This window comes from Tateyamaria sp. ANG-S1, assembly GCF_000814025.1.
In the GTDB taxonomy this organism is placed as follows: domain Bacteria; phylum Pseudomonadota; class Alphaproteobacteria; order Rhodobacterales; family Rhodobacteraceae; genus Tateyamaria.
This window is the reverse complement of the sequence record NZ_JWLL01000021.1, coordinates 1-15468: the sequence shown is the minus strand read 5'-3', so window position 1 is coordinate 15468 and position 15468 is coordinate 1. Positions and strand designations below refer to the sequence as shown.

Annotated in this window: 13 protein-coding genes and 1 pseudogene; 13 read left to right on the top strand and 1 reads right to left on the bottom strand. The window is 52.9% G+C overall.

Annotated elements, in window-relative coordinates; genetic code table 11:
• Positions 1-3: 3 nt before the first annotated feature.
• Positions 4-783, bottom strand: a complete 780-nt coding sequence (locus RA29_RS20675) for a WecB/TagA/CpsF family glycosyltransferase (protein WP_039689666.1) — start codon at positions 781-783, stop codon at positions 4-6.
• A gap of 134 nt (positions 784-917) precedes the next feature.
• Here RA29_RS20675 and RA29_RS22650 point away from each other — a divergent pair, with 134 nt between their 5' ends.
• From RA29_RS22650 to RA29_RS20620, 13 genes and pseudogenes are all read left to right on the top strand, one after another.
• Positions 918-2087, top strand: coding sequence for a Gfo/Idh/MocA family oxidoreductase (locus tag RA29_RS22650; RefSeq protein WP_082029654.1), 1170 nt, complete (start codon positions 918-920; stop codon positions 2085-2087).
• The gene (locus tag RA29_RS22645) at positions 2084-3040 is read left to right on the top strand and encodes an NAD-dependent epimerase/dehydratase family protein (RefSeq protein WP_082029653.1); all 957 of its coding nucleotides are present in this window, start codon (positions 2084-2086) and stop codon (positions 3038-3040) included. The genes RA29_RS22650 and RA29_RS22645 overlap by 4 nt, the downstream gene beginning before the upstream one ends.
• Positions 3037-4290: a glycosyltransferase gene (locus RA29_RS20665; protein ID WP_039689662.1), complete on the top strand. Its 1254-nt coding sequence runs from the start codon at positions 3037-3039 to the stop codon at positions 4288-4290. Before RA29_RS22645 ends, RA29_RS20665 begins: the two co-directional genes overlap by 4 nt.
• Positions 4291-4390: 100 nt before the next feature.
• Positions 4391-5148 (top strand): IS5 family transposase gene (locus RA29_RS22640; RefSeq protein ID WP_152613104.1). Its coding sequence is split into 2 segments (ribosomal slippage): positions 4391-4715 and positions 4715-5148, totalling 759 coding nucleotides; the frame shifts between segments, so codons are not numbered across the junction.
• A 3-nt stretch (positions 5149-5151) separates the two neighbouring features.
• A complete protein-coding gene (locus RA29_RS20650; protein ID WP_082029652.1) occupies positions 5152-5430 on the top strand; it encodes a WGR domain-containing protein in 279 nt (92 codons plus the stop codon).
• Positions 5431-5437: 7 nt separating this feature from the next.
• On the top strand, positions 5438-5617 hold the full coding sequence (locus tag RA29_RS20645) for a DUF5397 family protein (RefSeq protein WP_039689657.1): 180 nt from the start codon (positions 5438-5440) through the stop codon (positions 5615-5617).
• Entirely contained in the window at positions 5617-5898 is a 282-nt protein-coding gene (locus tag RA29_RS20640; RefSeq protein ID WP_039689655.1) for a virulence factor, read from the top strand. Before RA29_RS20645 ends, RA29_RS20640 begins: the two co-directional genes overlap by 1 nt.
• 49 nt (positions 5899-5947) lie before the next feature.
• Positions 5948-6052: pseudogene (locus tag RA29_RS23710) on the top strand (IS5/IS1182 family transposase); the annotation flags it as partial.
• Between the two features lie 172 nt (positions 6053-6224).
• Positions 6225-6734, top strand: coding sequence for a hypothetical protein (locus tag RA29_RS20635; protein ID WP_039689653.1), 510 nt, complete (start codon positions 6225-6227; stop codon positions 6732-6734).
• On the top strand, positions 6718-7467 hold the full coding sequence (locus tag RA29_RS23355; RefSeq protein WP_193743603.1) for a hypothetical protein: 750 nt from the start codon (positions 6718-6720) through the stop codon (positions 7465-7467). The genes RA29_RS20635 and RA29_RS23355 overlap by 17 nt, the downstream gene beginning before the upstream one ends.
• A 9-nt stretch (positions 7468-7476) precedes the next feature.
• The gene (locus RA29_RS20630) at positions 7477-13119 is read left to right on the top strand and encodes a calcium-binding protein (RefSeq protein WP_082029651.1); all 5643 of its coding nucleotides are present in this window, start codon (positions 7477-7479) and stop codon (positions 13117-13119) included.
• Between the two features lie 137 nt (positions 13120-13256).
• A complete protein-coding gene (locus RA29_RS20625) occupies positions 13257-13604 on the top strand; it encodes a recombinase family protein (RefSeq protein ID WP_052249846.1) in 348 nt (115 codons plus the stop codon).
• Positions 13605-13622: 18 nt separating this feature from the next.
• Positions 13623-15461, top strand: a complete 1839-nt coding sequence (locus RA29_RS20620) for a hypothetical protein (protein WP_193743602.1) — start codon at positions 13623-13625, stop codon at positions 15459-15461.
• Positions 15462-15468: the final 7 nt, after the last annotated feature.

Sequence of the window (15468 nt, the reverse complement as noted above, 5' to 3'; positions counted from 1 at the left end):
AATTCACCGCGCGGTAAATGCTTTGCCAGCTTGCCGCGCAGAACGAAAAAGTCCGGGCATGATCGCGATACATGCCATGTAGCGACCCGCAAGCCTGCCCGGATTTCCCAGCATCCGCCAAACCCATTCAAGTGCGAGCTTCCGCACCCAGACTGGTGCACGTTTCTGAGCACCCGCAACGAAATCCAGACCGGCGCCGATAGAGACAAATCCGCATTTTGGCGCCAAGGCATGCCCACGCACTGCCAGTCTCTCTTGCTTGGGCGCGCCCAAAGCCAAAAAGCACAACCCCGCCCCGGAAGAAGCAACTTCTTTAAGCGCCGCTACTGCGACATCGCCGTCTGGGTCGAATCCGTAGGGTGGCGCGATCTTGCAAACGACATTCAGACCGGGACACCGCGCGCGCAAGCCTTGTTCTGCAGCATCCAAAGTTTCCACCGTAGATCCCAAAAAGGCTACCGGCACGTTCAACCGTCCAGCCATCTGACTTAAAGGTACAACCAGTTCCGACCCTGGGATCAACTCTACCTCACGCCCAGCCTGGCGCGAAAGCCACACGATGGGATTGCCATCGGCCACGACATAGGTTTGAGCTTTGTACGCTGCCAGAAAGGTAGGATCGCGCCGCAATTTGACAATGTGATCCAGATTGAGCGTTGCCATCGAAAACCCTTCGCCCGCCTGCACAGCAGCCTCGACCTCCGACATCAAAGTCGCTCTGTCGGAATGAGTAACATGCACCATGCTATCCGATGGGCCGGCAAAATCTACTACTTGGGTCATCTGCTTCTCTTGATGTTTTCGTGTGCAGAAATGGCACAGATGATGTTAGGATGCAGCTGTTACTATACACTTTTACAAAAAAGCAGCTAAAAGCCTGTTTGCATTGACGAAAGACCGGAGTTCATCGATCGCATATGACGCAGCTAACTAAAATTGCGATGCTGGGCTGTGGGTACGTCGCAAATATGTATAGGCTCACGCTCGCAGCTCATCCAGATCTAAGCTTGGTTGGCGTCTTTGATCGTGAAACGTCGCGCTGCATGGAGATGGCGCGGTTAACCGGTGCTCGAGCGTATGCTGATATCCAGGGGTTACTGGATGATCCTGAGACCACCATTGTTCTCAATTTGACCAACCCATCCGAGCATTACCAAACAAGCTGCGCTCTTTTGGCGGCCGGAAAGCACGTGTACACCGAAAAGCCGCTTGCCATGCGCCTTGATCACGCATGCGATCTGGTTGATCGGGCGAAACAGGCAAAGCGGCACTTGGTTTCGGCGCCGTGCACTCTTCTTGGTCCTGTCGCACAGCTGTTGTGGGAAGCCTTGGAAAAAAATCTTGTTGGCAAAGTTCGGGTTGTTCACGCTGCTATGGAGGACGGAATGGTCCCAAGCGCGCCTACGCACCGGTGGGTGAACGAAGGCGGCATCGCATGGCCGGCAGTGGATGAGTATGTCACAGGCTGTACTGTTGAACATGCCGGCTACGTCCTCAGCTGGCTTTGTGCCATGTTTGGCCCTGTCGTGCGCGTTACTGCGCATGCAGACACGGTGTTACCGCAGAAAATTGGCGGCATTGCCCTTCCAGAAAGCCCAGATTTTTCGATGGCCGCCCTGAGTTTTGACAATGGAGTGTTGGCGCGCATGACGAACGGTATCTATGCGGGGCACGATCATGCTTTGCGGCTATGGGGCGATGATGGGGTCATTGAAGTGGACGATCCGCGATCTGACACATCCGCCGTACGCATTAGGCGTTACCAAACTATAAGGCGCAAACGCTTTTTGTCACCAATTACCAAAAAGTTGAGACCACGGGGAGACTCAAAGAAGATCGCCAAATACCGTGGATCCCAAACACGCGATTTTTGTCGTGCGATCGCCGATCTGGCTCAAGCAATTCGCACCGGACAAGAGCCCTATACGAATGCAGAGTTCGCCGCGCATGTCTCTGAAGTTACGCTTGCTTGTCATCACGGAACACACTCTAGCGGTGATCAGGCGGGTTTCGGTGCTGCGCTACGTCAAATGCCTTATTCGACCGTAACACGCTTTGCTCCAATTGCGCGGCGCGATCACTCATGACACGCATCGCGGTAACTGGTGCAGGTGGCTTTCTTGGACGCTCAGTTGTTTCTGCATTGGAGAACCAAGGACATGAGATCATAGCGATTACGCGCGCTGTCGTCGATCTGGCCGACAGAGATGGGCTGAGAGGTGCCCTTGCAACAGCGGACGCTGTTATTCATACCGCTGCGGGTCAAGGAGACGACCAAGCTCACGGCCGCGACACGATTTTAGCGACAGAAAACGTGCTTGCAGCTATGCCTGAAGGTGCCCGGTTGGTTCTGGTATCTTCCTTTTCGGTCTACGCTTTTGAAGGCCTTCCCGACGGCGCGCAATTGGATGAAACGTCACCAACTGAACCCACAGGAGCGACAAGGGACGCCTACACCAGGGCCAAGATTGGTCAAGAAAAGGCTGCGGTCCTCGCCGCACAAACAGAAGGGCTCGACCTGTGGATCGCTCGACCTGGAGCGATATTCGGACCTGGTCGAACCAAAACGGCACGGTTGGGCTGGTTTAAAGGAGGTCACTGTATTTGTCCTGGTGGCAACGTTCCGGTGCCAGCAATACACGTTGCGGATTGTGCGCGGGCACTCGCGCTTGCTGCGACGGCACCAAACAACAACTGGCCAGATGACGCCCCTATACTCAAAGGGGGCGGGCATGTTACTATTATTAATTTGGTGCATCCGTCCACTCCATCGCAAACAGATTGGTTGAACGTCCTTGACACTCGCTGCATCAAGTTACCTCTCAAATTGATGATGAAGATCTCTGCCGCATTGGATTTACTAGCAGAGACTACGGCAATAGGGCACCGCTTTGTTCCATCTTCTTTACGCCCTCCAACTCTCGCCGCCCGGTTCAAACCTTTGCGTTTCTCAACCAACAGGCTTGAACAACGACTGGAGTTCCTCCCAGAGCATTCCTTTGCCGATTCCTTGGCGGAAAGTGTTAAGTCCGCAGAATGAAGCCACGTCCAATTGCATATCTAACGGGTGAATACCCAAGAGCTACCGACACTTTCATCCAACGTGAAGTTGCGCAGTTGCGACATCTCGGCTTTGAAATTCACACCTGCTCTGTTCGTTCCACTGATCCAAGTCATCACGTTGGTCCTGAGCAGCAGGCCGAGCACGCATCTACATTTGTCGTTCAACAATCGGCTAAGCGTCCATTTCGGCTCATTGCCGCACACGCGAGGATGATGCGATTTCCGCGCCAATGGCTTGGTGCTGCTGGCCTTGCCTGGTCAACCTCGCCCAAGGGAGTGAAGAGCCGTTTGTGGCAACTTTTCTACTTTTTGCAGGCAGGTGTTTTGGCGGATCACATGCTTCGAATTGGTGTCCAACATCTTCACAACCACTTTGGTAATTCAAGTTGCTCAGTTGCAATGCTTGCCGCACATATGGCCAAAGTACCCTTCAGCTATACCGCCCATGGTCCGATGGAGTTTTTTGAGCCGCACCATTGGCGACTTGATGCCAAAATCGCCCGTGCATCTTTTGTGGCAGCCATCAGTCACTTTGCGCGGGCTCAATGCATGCTTTTTTCTGACAAATCTCACTGGAGCAAAATCAAGATTGTTCACTGTGGAGTGGAACCTGAACTGTATGAGAAACACGATCATGAGCCGGGCAAGCACCTTGTTTTTGTAGGTCGCCTTGCAGCAATCAAAGGGGTTCCTTTGCTGCTTGATGCGTTGGTAAAGCTAAAAAGCATGCACGCTGACGTTCGATTGACACTTATCGGTGATGGTCCAGAACGACAAGAACTGGAAAGGCGCGCAGACACACTTGGATTGTCGGAAGCCGTGACGTTTACCGGGTATCTGGGACAAAATGACGTCGCTGCAACATTGAAGACTGCGGATATTCTCGTGTTACCCAGTTTTGCCGAAGGCGTACCAGTCGTTTTGATGGAAGCGATGGCTACAGGACTGCCTGTCATTGCCAGCCGTGTTGCAGGCGTGCAAGAGTTGGTCGAAGATGGTGCCAGCGGCTATGTTTTACCACCTGGTGATGTCAACGCACTTCAGGTTGCCATAGATAAACTTCTGACGGACGAAACAGAGCGCGTAAACATGGGCCATGTTGGGCGTACGAAAGTGATCGCGGACTTCGACATAGCCAGGGAAGCCGCCTGGCTCGGTCACCTTTTCGCGTGTAGTCTGAACGGACATCTACCGGACGCTTTGCGTCCAGATAACGCACATGCATAATGAAGCGTGATTGCAAAATAGCCGGATGCGCACCTAGGGTCAGGATGCATTGATTTCCGCCGCGCTGCATGATTCACGGCTCCGAAAACGGAGCGGTAACATGAGTGACCTTTTCTGGCTAAGCGATGCGCAGATGGCGCGTCTTGAACCCTTCTTCCCAAAGTCCCACGGCAAGCCCCGCGTCGATGATCGACGCGTGCTGAGTGGGATTATCTTTATCAATCGCAATGGGTTACGTTGGCGCGACGCCCCTGCGCAATACGGCCCGCACAAGACGCTCTACGGCCGCTGGAAACGCTGGAGCGAGAAAGGCATCTTCGCGCGTATGATGGCCGGGCTGGCGGCAGAGCACGGCGAGAAAACGACCGTGATGATCGACGCAACATACCTCAAGGCCCACCGAACGGCGACCAGTATGGCCGCCAAAAAGGGGGGCGTGGCCGCCTGATTGGTCGAACCAAAGGCGGTATGAACACCAAGCTGCATGCCATCTGCGACAGTCAGGGACGACCAATCGACCTGTTCGTCACCGCCGGTCAGGTCAGCGATTATATCGGCGCACGGGCGCTGCTCAGTCGCCTACCAAACGTCAAATGGCTACTCGGGGATCGTGGCTATGACGCTGATTGGTTCAGAGAAGCGTTGCAAGACAAAGGGATACGCGCCTGCATCCCGGGCCGAAAGAAACGCAAGACGCCGGTCAAATACGACAAGAGGAGATACAAGCGGCGCAACCGCATCGAGATCATGTTCGGTAGGCTCAAAGACCGGAGGCGCGTCGCGACCCGCTATGACCGATGCCCAAAGGTGTTCCTCTTAGCAATCGCCCTCGCGGCCCTCGTCATCTATTGGTTATGAAGCCTGACCCTAGAAAAACGCGACCCCAGAAAGAACCTGGCTAGATTTTACCAGATGGCCGTGCGCCCAAATTTGTTTGGTGAGTGGACGCTAGAACGTCATTGGGGGCGAATAGGGCGGGGCGGTCAAGTCCGCATGGATTGGTACAGCCGTGAGGCTGAAGCCGAAGCTGCTTTGGTGAAGCTAGAAACGACCAAGCGCCGCCGAGGGTACTATGTAGAACCGCAGCAGCTCTCTATGTTCGGGGACGAAACTTGCCCGAGGCGCAGCCTAGAGGTATAATGAGAGCATGGAACAAGCACGTGTAGAACCGGCAGTCGTGGGGCAGTTTCACACCTTTGGTGAAGCTGGTGTAGCCTATGAGGTGGTCGAAGAATTGGACGATCACACGGTTAAAATCCGAGTAGTCGAAACTGGCGAAACGCTGGACTACGACCGCGACCAACTAGCCGCTGACCCTCTCGCCTGATGTTTGCCATAGCGTTTGACTTGGTGGTGGCCGATACGGCCAAGCACCACCCAAAGGGTCTGTCTCAAGCCTATACCGACATCGGCAATGCCCTGACCCGGTATGATTTCCAGCGCATTCAAGGCAGCGTCTATGTCACGGAAACTGAGGACATGGCGAACTTGTTTCGAGCGATTATGGCCCTGAAAGAGCTGCCTTGGTTCAAGAACTGCGTGCGAGACATTCGATCTTTCCGCATCGAGCAATGGTCTGACTTCACGCCAGTTATCAAAGACGAATAACCACTAGTTTTTGACCTGGCAAGATTGCTCATTTCAAGACATTGGCGCTGCCGAAGCTTGAAAAGCTACGAGTGCAGGGGCCATCGCTCGGAACGAGGCTGTGAATGCCTCGCGATATTTGGGCCGTACCATCTCGCGAGGTTGGAGCGGATATGCGCCATCATCTCGGTAGCAAATTGGCACAGCGCACAACGTCGCAGACAAGTGGGCTGACCGCACGCTTACGATTTAGCGGGGGCAATGGAAAAATCCGATTTACACGGCGTATCGTGTTGTAGCGCAATTTAAACTTTGCTACCTATGCGATAGGCGGTGAGGTGGGGTTCATGATTGTTAAGGTTCAGCAAGAACAAATACCTGCAGCAATTGTTTTTCGTATTGTTGACAATGAGAGAGACATTCCGGTCCTGGTCCAACTCGCGCAAGAAGCGCATGAAGAAAGCCGCTTCAGCTACATGAAGTTCAGCCCTGATAAAGTGAGAAAAATAGCCAGAAGTGCGCTGAAGGATCCGAAGCGACATGCTGTCATGTTGGCGCATAGGGGAAAAACCCCCGTTGGTTTCGCCTATTGTTCAGTTGGAGAGTACCACATCGGCGAAGGTGCTCTGATTACGACCATCCATAACATGAATGTATCGCGGTTTGTGCGTGCCGGGTTGTCAGGTGGACGTGTGGCTTTGGGTCTCTTCAAAGGGATTGAAACCTGGTCAGCAGCCAGGGGCGCAAAAGAGGTCTTGTTCCATGTAACATCTGATGTTGATCTCGCGCGTGCACACAAGCTCGCCAAGCGTATGGGATACAAGTTTATAGGGGGAAGCTATGCCAAATCAGCATAGTGCCTTTAAACCTTTATTTTCTGGTATTTGGATGAATAGTTCAATAATTAGGTGGGCTTTAAACGCAAAGTGTACGTTTGCGGCAATGTTTACCAGCCTAGTTCTTCACCAGCCGTTACATGCAGACATAACTAACAAAGTTTTCTACGAAGCAGTAAGCGCGGTAGAGAGCCGGAACTACGTTGCGTTTAATAGGCTCCTAGATAAGCATCCTAAGTTGATGTCATATGCCGCTTCTCCTCAATGTACTCTCTATTGTGAGCTGGTAAACCTGGCAAGGCGCCCAATGCCTGAGGATTTTTTGACCGAGGTGGATGAGAGGGCGTTAAGAGAGTTAATTGGTAGGCGTGCCGATCCAAGTTTATCAAAAAACCTCTTAAGGGATATGCTGGCATACGTGAACCGGCTTAAAAATAGTGAAGCAGATTTGCCAGTTGCAACAGGAGATTGCACTGAAGTAAGAAATAGAATGTTTCCGCTAATAAATGACTTAGTTGAGTTGCGGGCGAATGTTGGAGAGGCGGATGGTTTGCGCTTCTCCCTTTCTTTTCTCTACGTGCACCAACTATGTCATGTAGCATATGTTTGTGGTGCACCATATGAAAGGGTACCTTCACAGGCCTTATCTCGTATTTCTGATAACTTGAACGCTTCTGAGGTTGTGGCTTTACGCAGGCTAACTTCAGAAGGTTCATTAGGTAAACAGTGCGTTGAGCAGTTCGAAGAATTTTAGGAGTAAAGTATGGCGGACTCTTTGTTCGAAGCAGAGTTGTTGGTTCTTGATCATAGAATGGAGTCTCGGGAGGAAATACTTAACACCGGAGACAGGCTTGCAGTAGATATTGGTGCCCGTGCCGCAAGAATTGATAATATTTTAACAGGAGATCGAACAACGGGCATTACAGCCCTTGATGATGCTATTATAGTTCGAGATGTGGCAGGACCCATCCGAAACAACGACGCATTAAGTAGAATCGATACAATATTCTCTAGAAGCGCTAATTTGTCAGTTGGAGTTACGGTCGAAGAGGCTGCTTTGTATGATCGAATTGATCGTGCGTTGGCCAGAATGGGGCAACCACCACTTACGGATGAAGAAAAGGACCGACTACACGATAAAGTAAATGAAGCTTTTGTAAGTGGCACATCTAATGCGGAAGGTATTGACCCGGATCGCTGTTTCGCACCGGGCACTTCGGTTTTTCTGTCGGACTGCACTTACAGTGCGATTGAAAACCTAGCGGCATCTCATTCGGTAGCCAGTTTTGACCAGAACGACGCGGATGGTCGTGGCCAGTTGCAGTCTCGTAAAATCTTACGGGTCTATGAGAACGTCACCGATTGCTTTGTTCGTCTTGATTTTTCTGATGGCCGTGAACCGTTGTATGTCACACCAGGTCACCTGATGTTGGACGAAACCGGCGGTTTCACCAAGATTGGTGACCTGCTCAAGCTGGGCGGGGGAACCGCCCGTCTTATTGACGCCAACGGTTCGGTGGTTGCTGCAACGGGGACTTGGCTCCATTTTTCTGCCGAGACCGCGCATATGTTTGCGCGCGCATCGACTAAGGCAACAGTGGTGGATGGAAACGTCGTCTACAAAGAAGACGTGCAAGAGGGCTGGAAAACATACAATTTCGAGGTCGATGATTTTCACACTTATGTCGCGGGCGGCATCCGAGTTCACAACGACTCAGGTCTTCTGGGGCGCGTCGGAAACGACATTGATGCGGGCTTGGATGCATTCTTTGGTGGTCAGGATGGCGACGGTACAGTTCGTGACGCGTTGACGGATATCGTTACGGCGCCTCTGCATGTCGCAGGGCACATTCTGAATGGCGTGGCGCAGGCGGGCGTTGCGTTGGGTAACGGATTGAGTGCTGCAGGTGAACGGCTTGCAAACGGTGATGTCATCGGTGCGATTGGCGAAGTGGGTCGCGGGATCGCCAACGCCGTTGGCGAGATTGCGCAAGGGATAGCTGGCGCAATTGGTGAAGTCGCTGAAGCCATTGGAAATGCCGTTAGTGCCGTTGGCAATGCCATCTCTGATTTCGTGAGTGGCATTTTCGGAGGCAACGATAGCAACGATAACTCTGGCAATGATAGTGGTAAGCCAATCATTCTGGACTTGGATGGCGATGGCGTAGAGGTAAGTGTCAACGGCGACGTCAGCTTTGACATGGATGGCGACGGTTTTCTTGAACAGACAGCGTGGGCCGACGCAGATGACGGATTTTTAGTCATCGACCTCAATGCAGATGGGACGCGTGGCGATGGTGATGGTGTCATCGATCAAACCAGAGAGCTGGTCCTAACTGAATGGCTTGATTGGGATGGCGCAACAGACCTTCAAGCCCTAGCTACTTTTGATCAATGGGCCGCGCGAGGTGGTAACAATGACGGCGTTTTGAACCACCTTGATGGCGTCTGGTCCGAGCTAAAAGTGTGGCAGGACCTGAACCAAAACGGGATCACTGACGATGGCGAGCTGAGGACGCTTTCTGATCTCGGTATTTCGCAAATAAATCTGACCTACGATGATGGGACTGACTTCGCTGACGTAAGCAACGATATCGACGTATTCGGAAACGCACTGCTGGGAAGCGCTTCCTATACGCGAAACGGCGAAGTGGTCGTTGGCGGTGTTGGTGATGTGGCCTTGAGCTACACGGCACAAGGCTGGCGTCGTATCGAAACGAGCACTGGTTACTTGATCGAGTTTGAGAGCGGCCAGTCCCTGACTTACACCGTCATGGATGGCTCGGGCGCGACTTCTGTCAATCTAGTTTCAGACTGGCTGGACGGCGTCACTGGGGACGCGCGGAACAACCAGTTGGATGCACAAAATCATACGCGCTCTGTTCAGATATCCGGCGGGGATGGTGCCGACGCGATCTATGGCGGTCAGATGGATGACTATTTGTCTGGCGACGGTGGCGCGGATCACCTGCTGGGATTTGGTGGCAATGACCAAATCTTCTTTGACGAGCATGACACAATCGTGCGCGGCGGCGCCGGCTACGACTCTGCGATATATACCGGCAACGCGGCACTCACGTTCGACCTTCAGGCCAATGAATTCGAGACAGCTTACGGTGGTGCCGGAAATGACACCTTTACGGCTGGATATGTAGATCGCGCTGTTGCGATTTATGGTGGCGATGGCGCTGATCGTATTACTGCCGGTGGTGCAGATGATGTGCTGTCCGGTGATGGCGGTAACGACACACTGATCGCTGCGAATGGCGATGATATGCTCCTGGGGGGGGCTGGAAATGATCAGTTGCATGGCCAGACCGGAGACGATGTTGCGCTTGGCGGCGATGGCAACGACTATCTGAATGGTGGGCAAGGCGACGACTTGCTGTTTGGTGGTGACGGAAACGACAATCTTCATGCTTCATTGGGTGACGATTACCTCTCTGGTGGAGAAGGCCGGGACACGCTGCGCGGCGGTGAAGGTGATGACCGTCTGCACGGCGGGGCTGGTGTAGATGTGCTCGAAGGCCAGAACGGCGACGACCAGCTTTTTGGCGGAGATGGAAACGACACATTCCATGGCGGTCACGGGGATGACTATGCCGAAGGTGGTGCGGGCGATGACCTGTTCCACGATAGTCACGGCGACGACTTGTATCGTGGTGGAGACGGCAACGATACATTTTCGCTCACCGTCTATGGTGGCAGCAATATTGTGCAAGGTGGAATCGGCACAGACACGTTGATCCTCAGCGGCAGTGCCAGCATGTGGGACTGGAAACACGTTCAAAGCGGTGCAAACGGTGTTGGACAGTACCTCTTTTGGTCTGGCGATACGTTTGTACAAGTGCAGGACGTGGAGCGAGTGACATTCAACGGTGGCAACCACGAGCTTCACTGGACACACCTTGATCGTCCTTCCACGGCGGAGTTTGCACTCTCGTTAATCGCAAGCCACAATCACTTGATAAATGCTTTAGGGACTGATTGGCAAACTGGTGAAGACTGGTGGTTAAGCCATGGTCAAGGTGAAGACAAACCCATAACATTCAATGCACTACAGTACTTAGCTGCGAACGCCGATGTCTACAACGCGTATGGCATTCACCTTGTCAAAGCCACCGAGCACTACATCAGATGGGGTCGTGACGAAGGCCGCAACACGGGTGACTTTGATGCGGAGCAGTATTTGCGCAACTATGCAGATCTACGTGCAGCTTTTGGGACAGATTTGTCAGCTGCCACAATCCATTACATCCAACATGGGCGCACCGCAGGCAGAACAGACAATGCTATAGCCTCTTCGCTTTCGGATGCAGATTGGAGCGCGTTTTTGGCGTCTGGAGCAGGAGCCAGCAGCACGATCACACTCGCACATGTAGATGCGCTTCAAGATAACCAGGACAGCTTCTACTGGGCCAACAATATTGATGCGACGGATCCGAATGCGACCATGTTTGGCTGGGAAACACGGGCGGACTCCATTGACGGTGGTTCAGGGAATGATCTGATCACGTCAGATGTGTATTTTACATGGTATCAGGCCTACGCTGCTTCCACAGGCAGGAACGACACCGTGAACGGCGGCGACGGCGCTGATACTATTTGGGCTGGAATCGGCGAGGATTTGTTAAACGGTCAAAATGGCAATGATGCTCTGATAGGAGAAGCTGGCAACGACACCATCTACGGCGGCTCTGGGAATGACTTTTTGCGCGGTGATACAGGCGATGACTCGCTGCATGGCAAAGAAGGCGCTGACGTTCTGGAAGGTGGCTCCGGGGATGATCAACTTGACGGAGACGAAGGCGCGGACACACTTCGCGGTGGCTCTGGCAATGATGCGCTCGTTGGGAATTGGGGCGCTGACTATCTTCACGGTGGCGACGACAACGATACGCTACGAGGGGGTGACGGTGCTGACGCATTGCTTGGCGGCAATGGCAACGACCAAATCAGCGGTGATGCGGGTTCGGACAATCTGGACGGCGGTGCAGGAAGCGACACGCTCGATGGCGGTTTAGGAGACGACCGCCTTCAAGGGGACGCAGGTAATGATACACTGATTGGCGGAGCCGGACATGATTTAATCGAAGGTGGCGCTGGCGATGACAGTTTGCAGGGCAATGCCGGTTTTGATCAGTTAGACGGCGGTGATGGAAACGATACTCTGCACGGTGGAGGTGACTCCGATATTCTCATTGGTGGAGCCGGGGCCGATCACCTATCTGGCAACGACGAGAACGATATCCTTATCGGCGGAGCCGGTGGCGACACGCTCCACGGCGGCAACGGTGTTGACGCTGTCAGCTATTCAGGAGCAGGCTCGGCCATTTGGGTTCGTATTGATGGCACGAACATCGGAAATTTTGCCGGAGATGCACTTGGCGACACACTCATTCAGATCGAAAATGCCTACGGTTCCGATTTCAACGACACGATCCAAGGGTCTTCCGGTCACAATGCCATTTGGGGCGCAGATGGTAATGATCGCCTTTACGGTCTGTCCGGCAACGATGATCTGTTTGGAGGCGCTGGCATCGACCACTTGCGCGGCGGAGACGGCATAGACCGTCTTGATGGCGGGGATGGCAACGACATTCTCTTCGGCGGAGGTGGCGCAGATCAGCTGATTGGCGGTGACGGCATAGATCGCGCACAATATAGCGAGGCAAGCAGCGCTGTGCGTGTCGATTTGCAGAATACATCCGTCAATACCGGTGAAGCTGTTGGCGACACGTTCGATAGCATCGAGCGTCTTCATGGATCGGCTTACAACGACGACCTGCGAGGTGATGCTATTGATAACCTGCTTTGGGGATGGAATGGTAACGACCGTCTACATGGCCGAGATGGCGATGACGATCTAAGAGGTGGAAACGGCAACGATATCCTATGGGGTGGCAATGGCGCAGATCGCCTGGATGGCGGGGCTGGCATTGACCGTGCGCAATACTACGCATCCGACGCCAACTTGATTGCTGATCTGCAGTTCGCACAACACAACACGGGCGCCGCTGCTGGTGATACTTACATCAGCATCGAGAACCTGCATGGCGGCAATGGGCACGATAACTTGCGCGGCAACGCGGGTAACAACACGATCTGGGGTGGATCAGGCAATGATCACCTGCACGGCCGCTTAGGCAACGACGTTCTGGTTGGACACTCTGGCGCTGACCATTTCAACTTCAACCTGGGCTGGGACCAGGATCAGATCAACGACTTTACCGACAACGTAGACACCATTGTGTTCCGCAATTTTGGCCTCACTGACGCAGAAGATGCGCTCAGTCATGCGAGCCAAAGTGGCAACCATGTCGTGTTCGATTTTGGCGGCGGGGATAGTCTGACGGTCCTCAATACAAATGTTGCTGCACTTACAGACGATATTTTGGTGTTCTGATTGTGTTCGGCTTGCAGCGCTAAGCAGCGCCGCAAGCCGAAGCCTTAGTCTTCTCAGGCAGCGTTTTTTAGAGGCTCTAGGTCTTTCGTAACAAAAGTGTAACATACGAACGACCGTCTGAATGTTACACTTTATCTATGAACCAGCTCACACCGCCGTCAAAATTCGTCGTTTACTATCGAGTCTCGACCAAGGGACAAAAGGAAAGTGGGTTAGGGTTAGAAGCCCAACAACAGGCCGTTGACACCTACCTTGCGGCCCAGGACGGTGCAGAGGTAGTAACCGCGATCGAAGAAGTAGAAAGCGGCAAAAACGACAAGCGGCCTCAACTGGCCGAAGCGCTAAAACTCTGCAAAATACACAAAGCTACGTTGCCAATCGCCAAGCTCGACCGACTGGCGCGGAAACCTACGTTAAGAAAGAAAACAAAGCCGAACCGCGTTTTTTTGAACGGGTGTCCGCAGCAGTGGCGTGGTACCTTGTGAGAAGGAATCGAGCAGACGGTGGCTAGAGCGATAGAAAACAGCATTTCAGATCAATTTGAGATTGCTTGGCCCACGAGTGCGCGCGCTTCTGAACAAATGGTCGGTATGCTTCGAGCGACTGGAGCTCACGATGGCGAACGTTTTCTCTTACGCCTGTTCCCGAAGTCGAACAGTTCTCTAGATGAAGATCTGAAGAGGGTTTTGTCTGAGAGTATTAGACGGTTTCGTAGGGTTCTGTCGGTTGAAACGACTCGTTCGACCTTTGTTGAGATACTCGAAATCGTCGAAGACGCTCACTACGTCGGGCTTGTAATGCTGGATTGCGGCAGCTCTTGTAGCGATCTTTCCGATCGCGCGTCTCTGGAAATGATTTCTGCTGCGCGAAGCAACGGAGGTCGATCGCGTCTTTGGAACGGAATAGTAAACGTTGCTATTGCTATTGATGCCTGTCACCGAGCAGGCATAGTTCACGGTGGAGTAGGGTTGGACTCAGTTTTCGTCGATCCACAGTCTTTGGTGTTTAGGCTCGGCGGATATGAGAGTGCTGTATCTACCTCGCAAGACGTAAACGAAGTGTCGCGAATTGTTGGGCGAACCCAATCGGTTTCTTTTCATCGGGACTGGGCAGATTTTGCCGAGTTGATCAAAAAGGTATTCTTCGGCGATATCAAACAGATGCCTAGCTTGTTGGCCGCAGAACACCGCTTGTTTGACAAGTTGATGCGTCCCAAGAGATTTCAAGTTCTTGACGGACAATCGATCATTGATGAGATCCGCGAAATTGGCCAGGAACTCGAAAGAATTGGGTCAAGTGCGCAGGGAGAGCTGGTTTGCTATCCAATCAGCAGGGTCATTTCAAAAGATATATTCGCTATTACTCAAGGTGCGATCCCATCTACTGATACTAACCGGCTATTGGATTTCGCAACCCAAGACTTGTCTGAAGCCACGACGCGAATTGCGAGCTTCAAACCAAATGGTTGTGATCTAGTGCTATTCACTGGTCGTGCAGTATACCGCTTGAACACTGTAGGCGATTACCTTGCCCAAATTGTGGGTGCATCAAAGAGGCAAGCCTCTGACAGAACCGACGGTGCATTGGAACTTGTGAAAAAGGTCGGTGTTTGTTTTCGGCGCAAAGAAGCTGAGGATAGAGTCCGCAAACTAGGGCTCGGAGCAACATCTTGGCGCTCGCTGCAAACTCCAGCGGAAGCCAGTCCTCTAAGGCAAGAGTCGCCCGTTTGGTATGCATTAATCCTAGCTGAAGTCTTCTCGTTCCTTAGCAATCGGTTTGCGGTGTACCCGGTCTATGCGGAAGAGCTGGATGACGGTGCGACCGTTTTGATATCGTCAAGGCAAGACCAGTCGCGCGACGCATTTAGGCATTCTCTTGGGCTGTGTCCTGCTGCGGAGGACCTGGCACGAGAGTTGAGTTTCGACGACGTTTCCCGAAACTGGGTGTTGTCCGATTTTGATCCAACAGTATCAAACGCATTTGGAGGGTCGGCGCTCAGGTTCCAAGACATTGGACAGAGAAATGGCTCCGCTGGCTACTTGTTCGAATTAGACTCGCCATTAGGCCATCGGGTCCCAAGATATCTGAGCATTAAGCCTGACACAGGAGCTGACCGAGCAATCAAAAGACGTCTATCCAGCATCGTTGCTGCAAAGGGGCAGGAGGATCTGCTGAGCGCCTTAAATGATCCAAATAGCGTTGCGCTCGACCTGTATGCTCGTGAAGTAGCACCTACCGGTGACGCTCCCTCAAACATGGATGCATCAAAGGTGACAGCGTGGCGATCGCTTCAAGATGGTTGGGCTCTCAACTTGATTGTGGGCCCGCCTGTCAGCCGGTGATTTGCGG

Coding starts and splice junctions, on each gene's coding strand:
- RA29_RS22650 (WP_082029654.1), top strand. CDS start 918: ATGACGCAGCTAACTAAAATTGCGATGCTGGGCTGTGGGTACGTCGCA.
- RA29_RS20640 (WP_039689655.1), top strand. CDS start 5,617: ATGTTTGCCATAGCGTTTGACTTGGTGGTGGCCGATACGGCCAAGCAC.
- RA29_RS20675 (WP_039689666.1), bottom strand. CDS start 783: ATGACCCAAGTAGTAGATTTTGCCGGCCCATCGGATAGCATGGTGCAT.
- RA29_RS23355 (WP_193743603.1), top strand. CDS start 6,718: ATGCCAAATCAGCATAGTGCCTTTAAACCTTTATTTTCTGGTATTTGG.
- RA29_RS20645 (WP_039689657.1), top strand. CDS start 5,438: ATGGAACAAGCACGTGTAGAACCGGCAGTCGTGGGGCAGTTTCACACC.
- RA29_RS22645 (WP_082029653.1), top strand. CDS start 2,084: ATGACACGCATCGCGGTAACTGGTGCAGGTGGCTTTCTTGGACGCTCA.
- RA29_RS20625 (WP_052249846.1), top strand. CDS start 13,257: ATGAACCAGCTCACACCGCCGTCAAAATTCGTCGTTTACTATCGAGTC.
- RA29_RS20635 (WP_039689653.1), top strand. CDS start 6,225: ATGATTGTTAAGGTTCAGCAAGAACAAATACCTGCAGCAATTGTTTTT.
- RA29_RS20630 (WP_082029651.1), top strand. CDS start 7,477: ATGGCGGACTCTTTGTTCGAAGCAGAGTTGTTGGTTCTTGATCATAGA.
- RA29_RS20665 (WP_039689662.1), top strand. CDS start 3,037: ATGAAGCCACGTCCAATTGCATATCTAACGGGTGAATACCCAAGAGCT.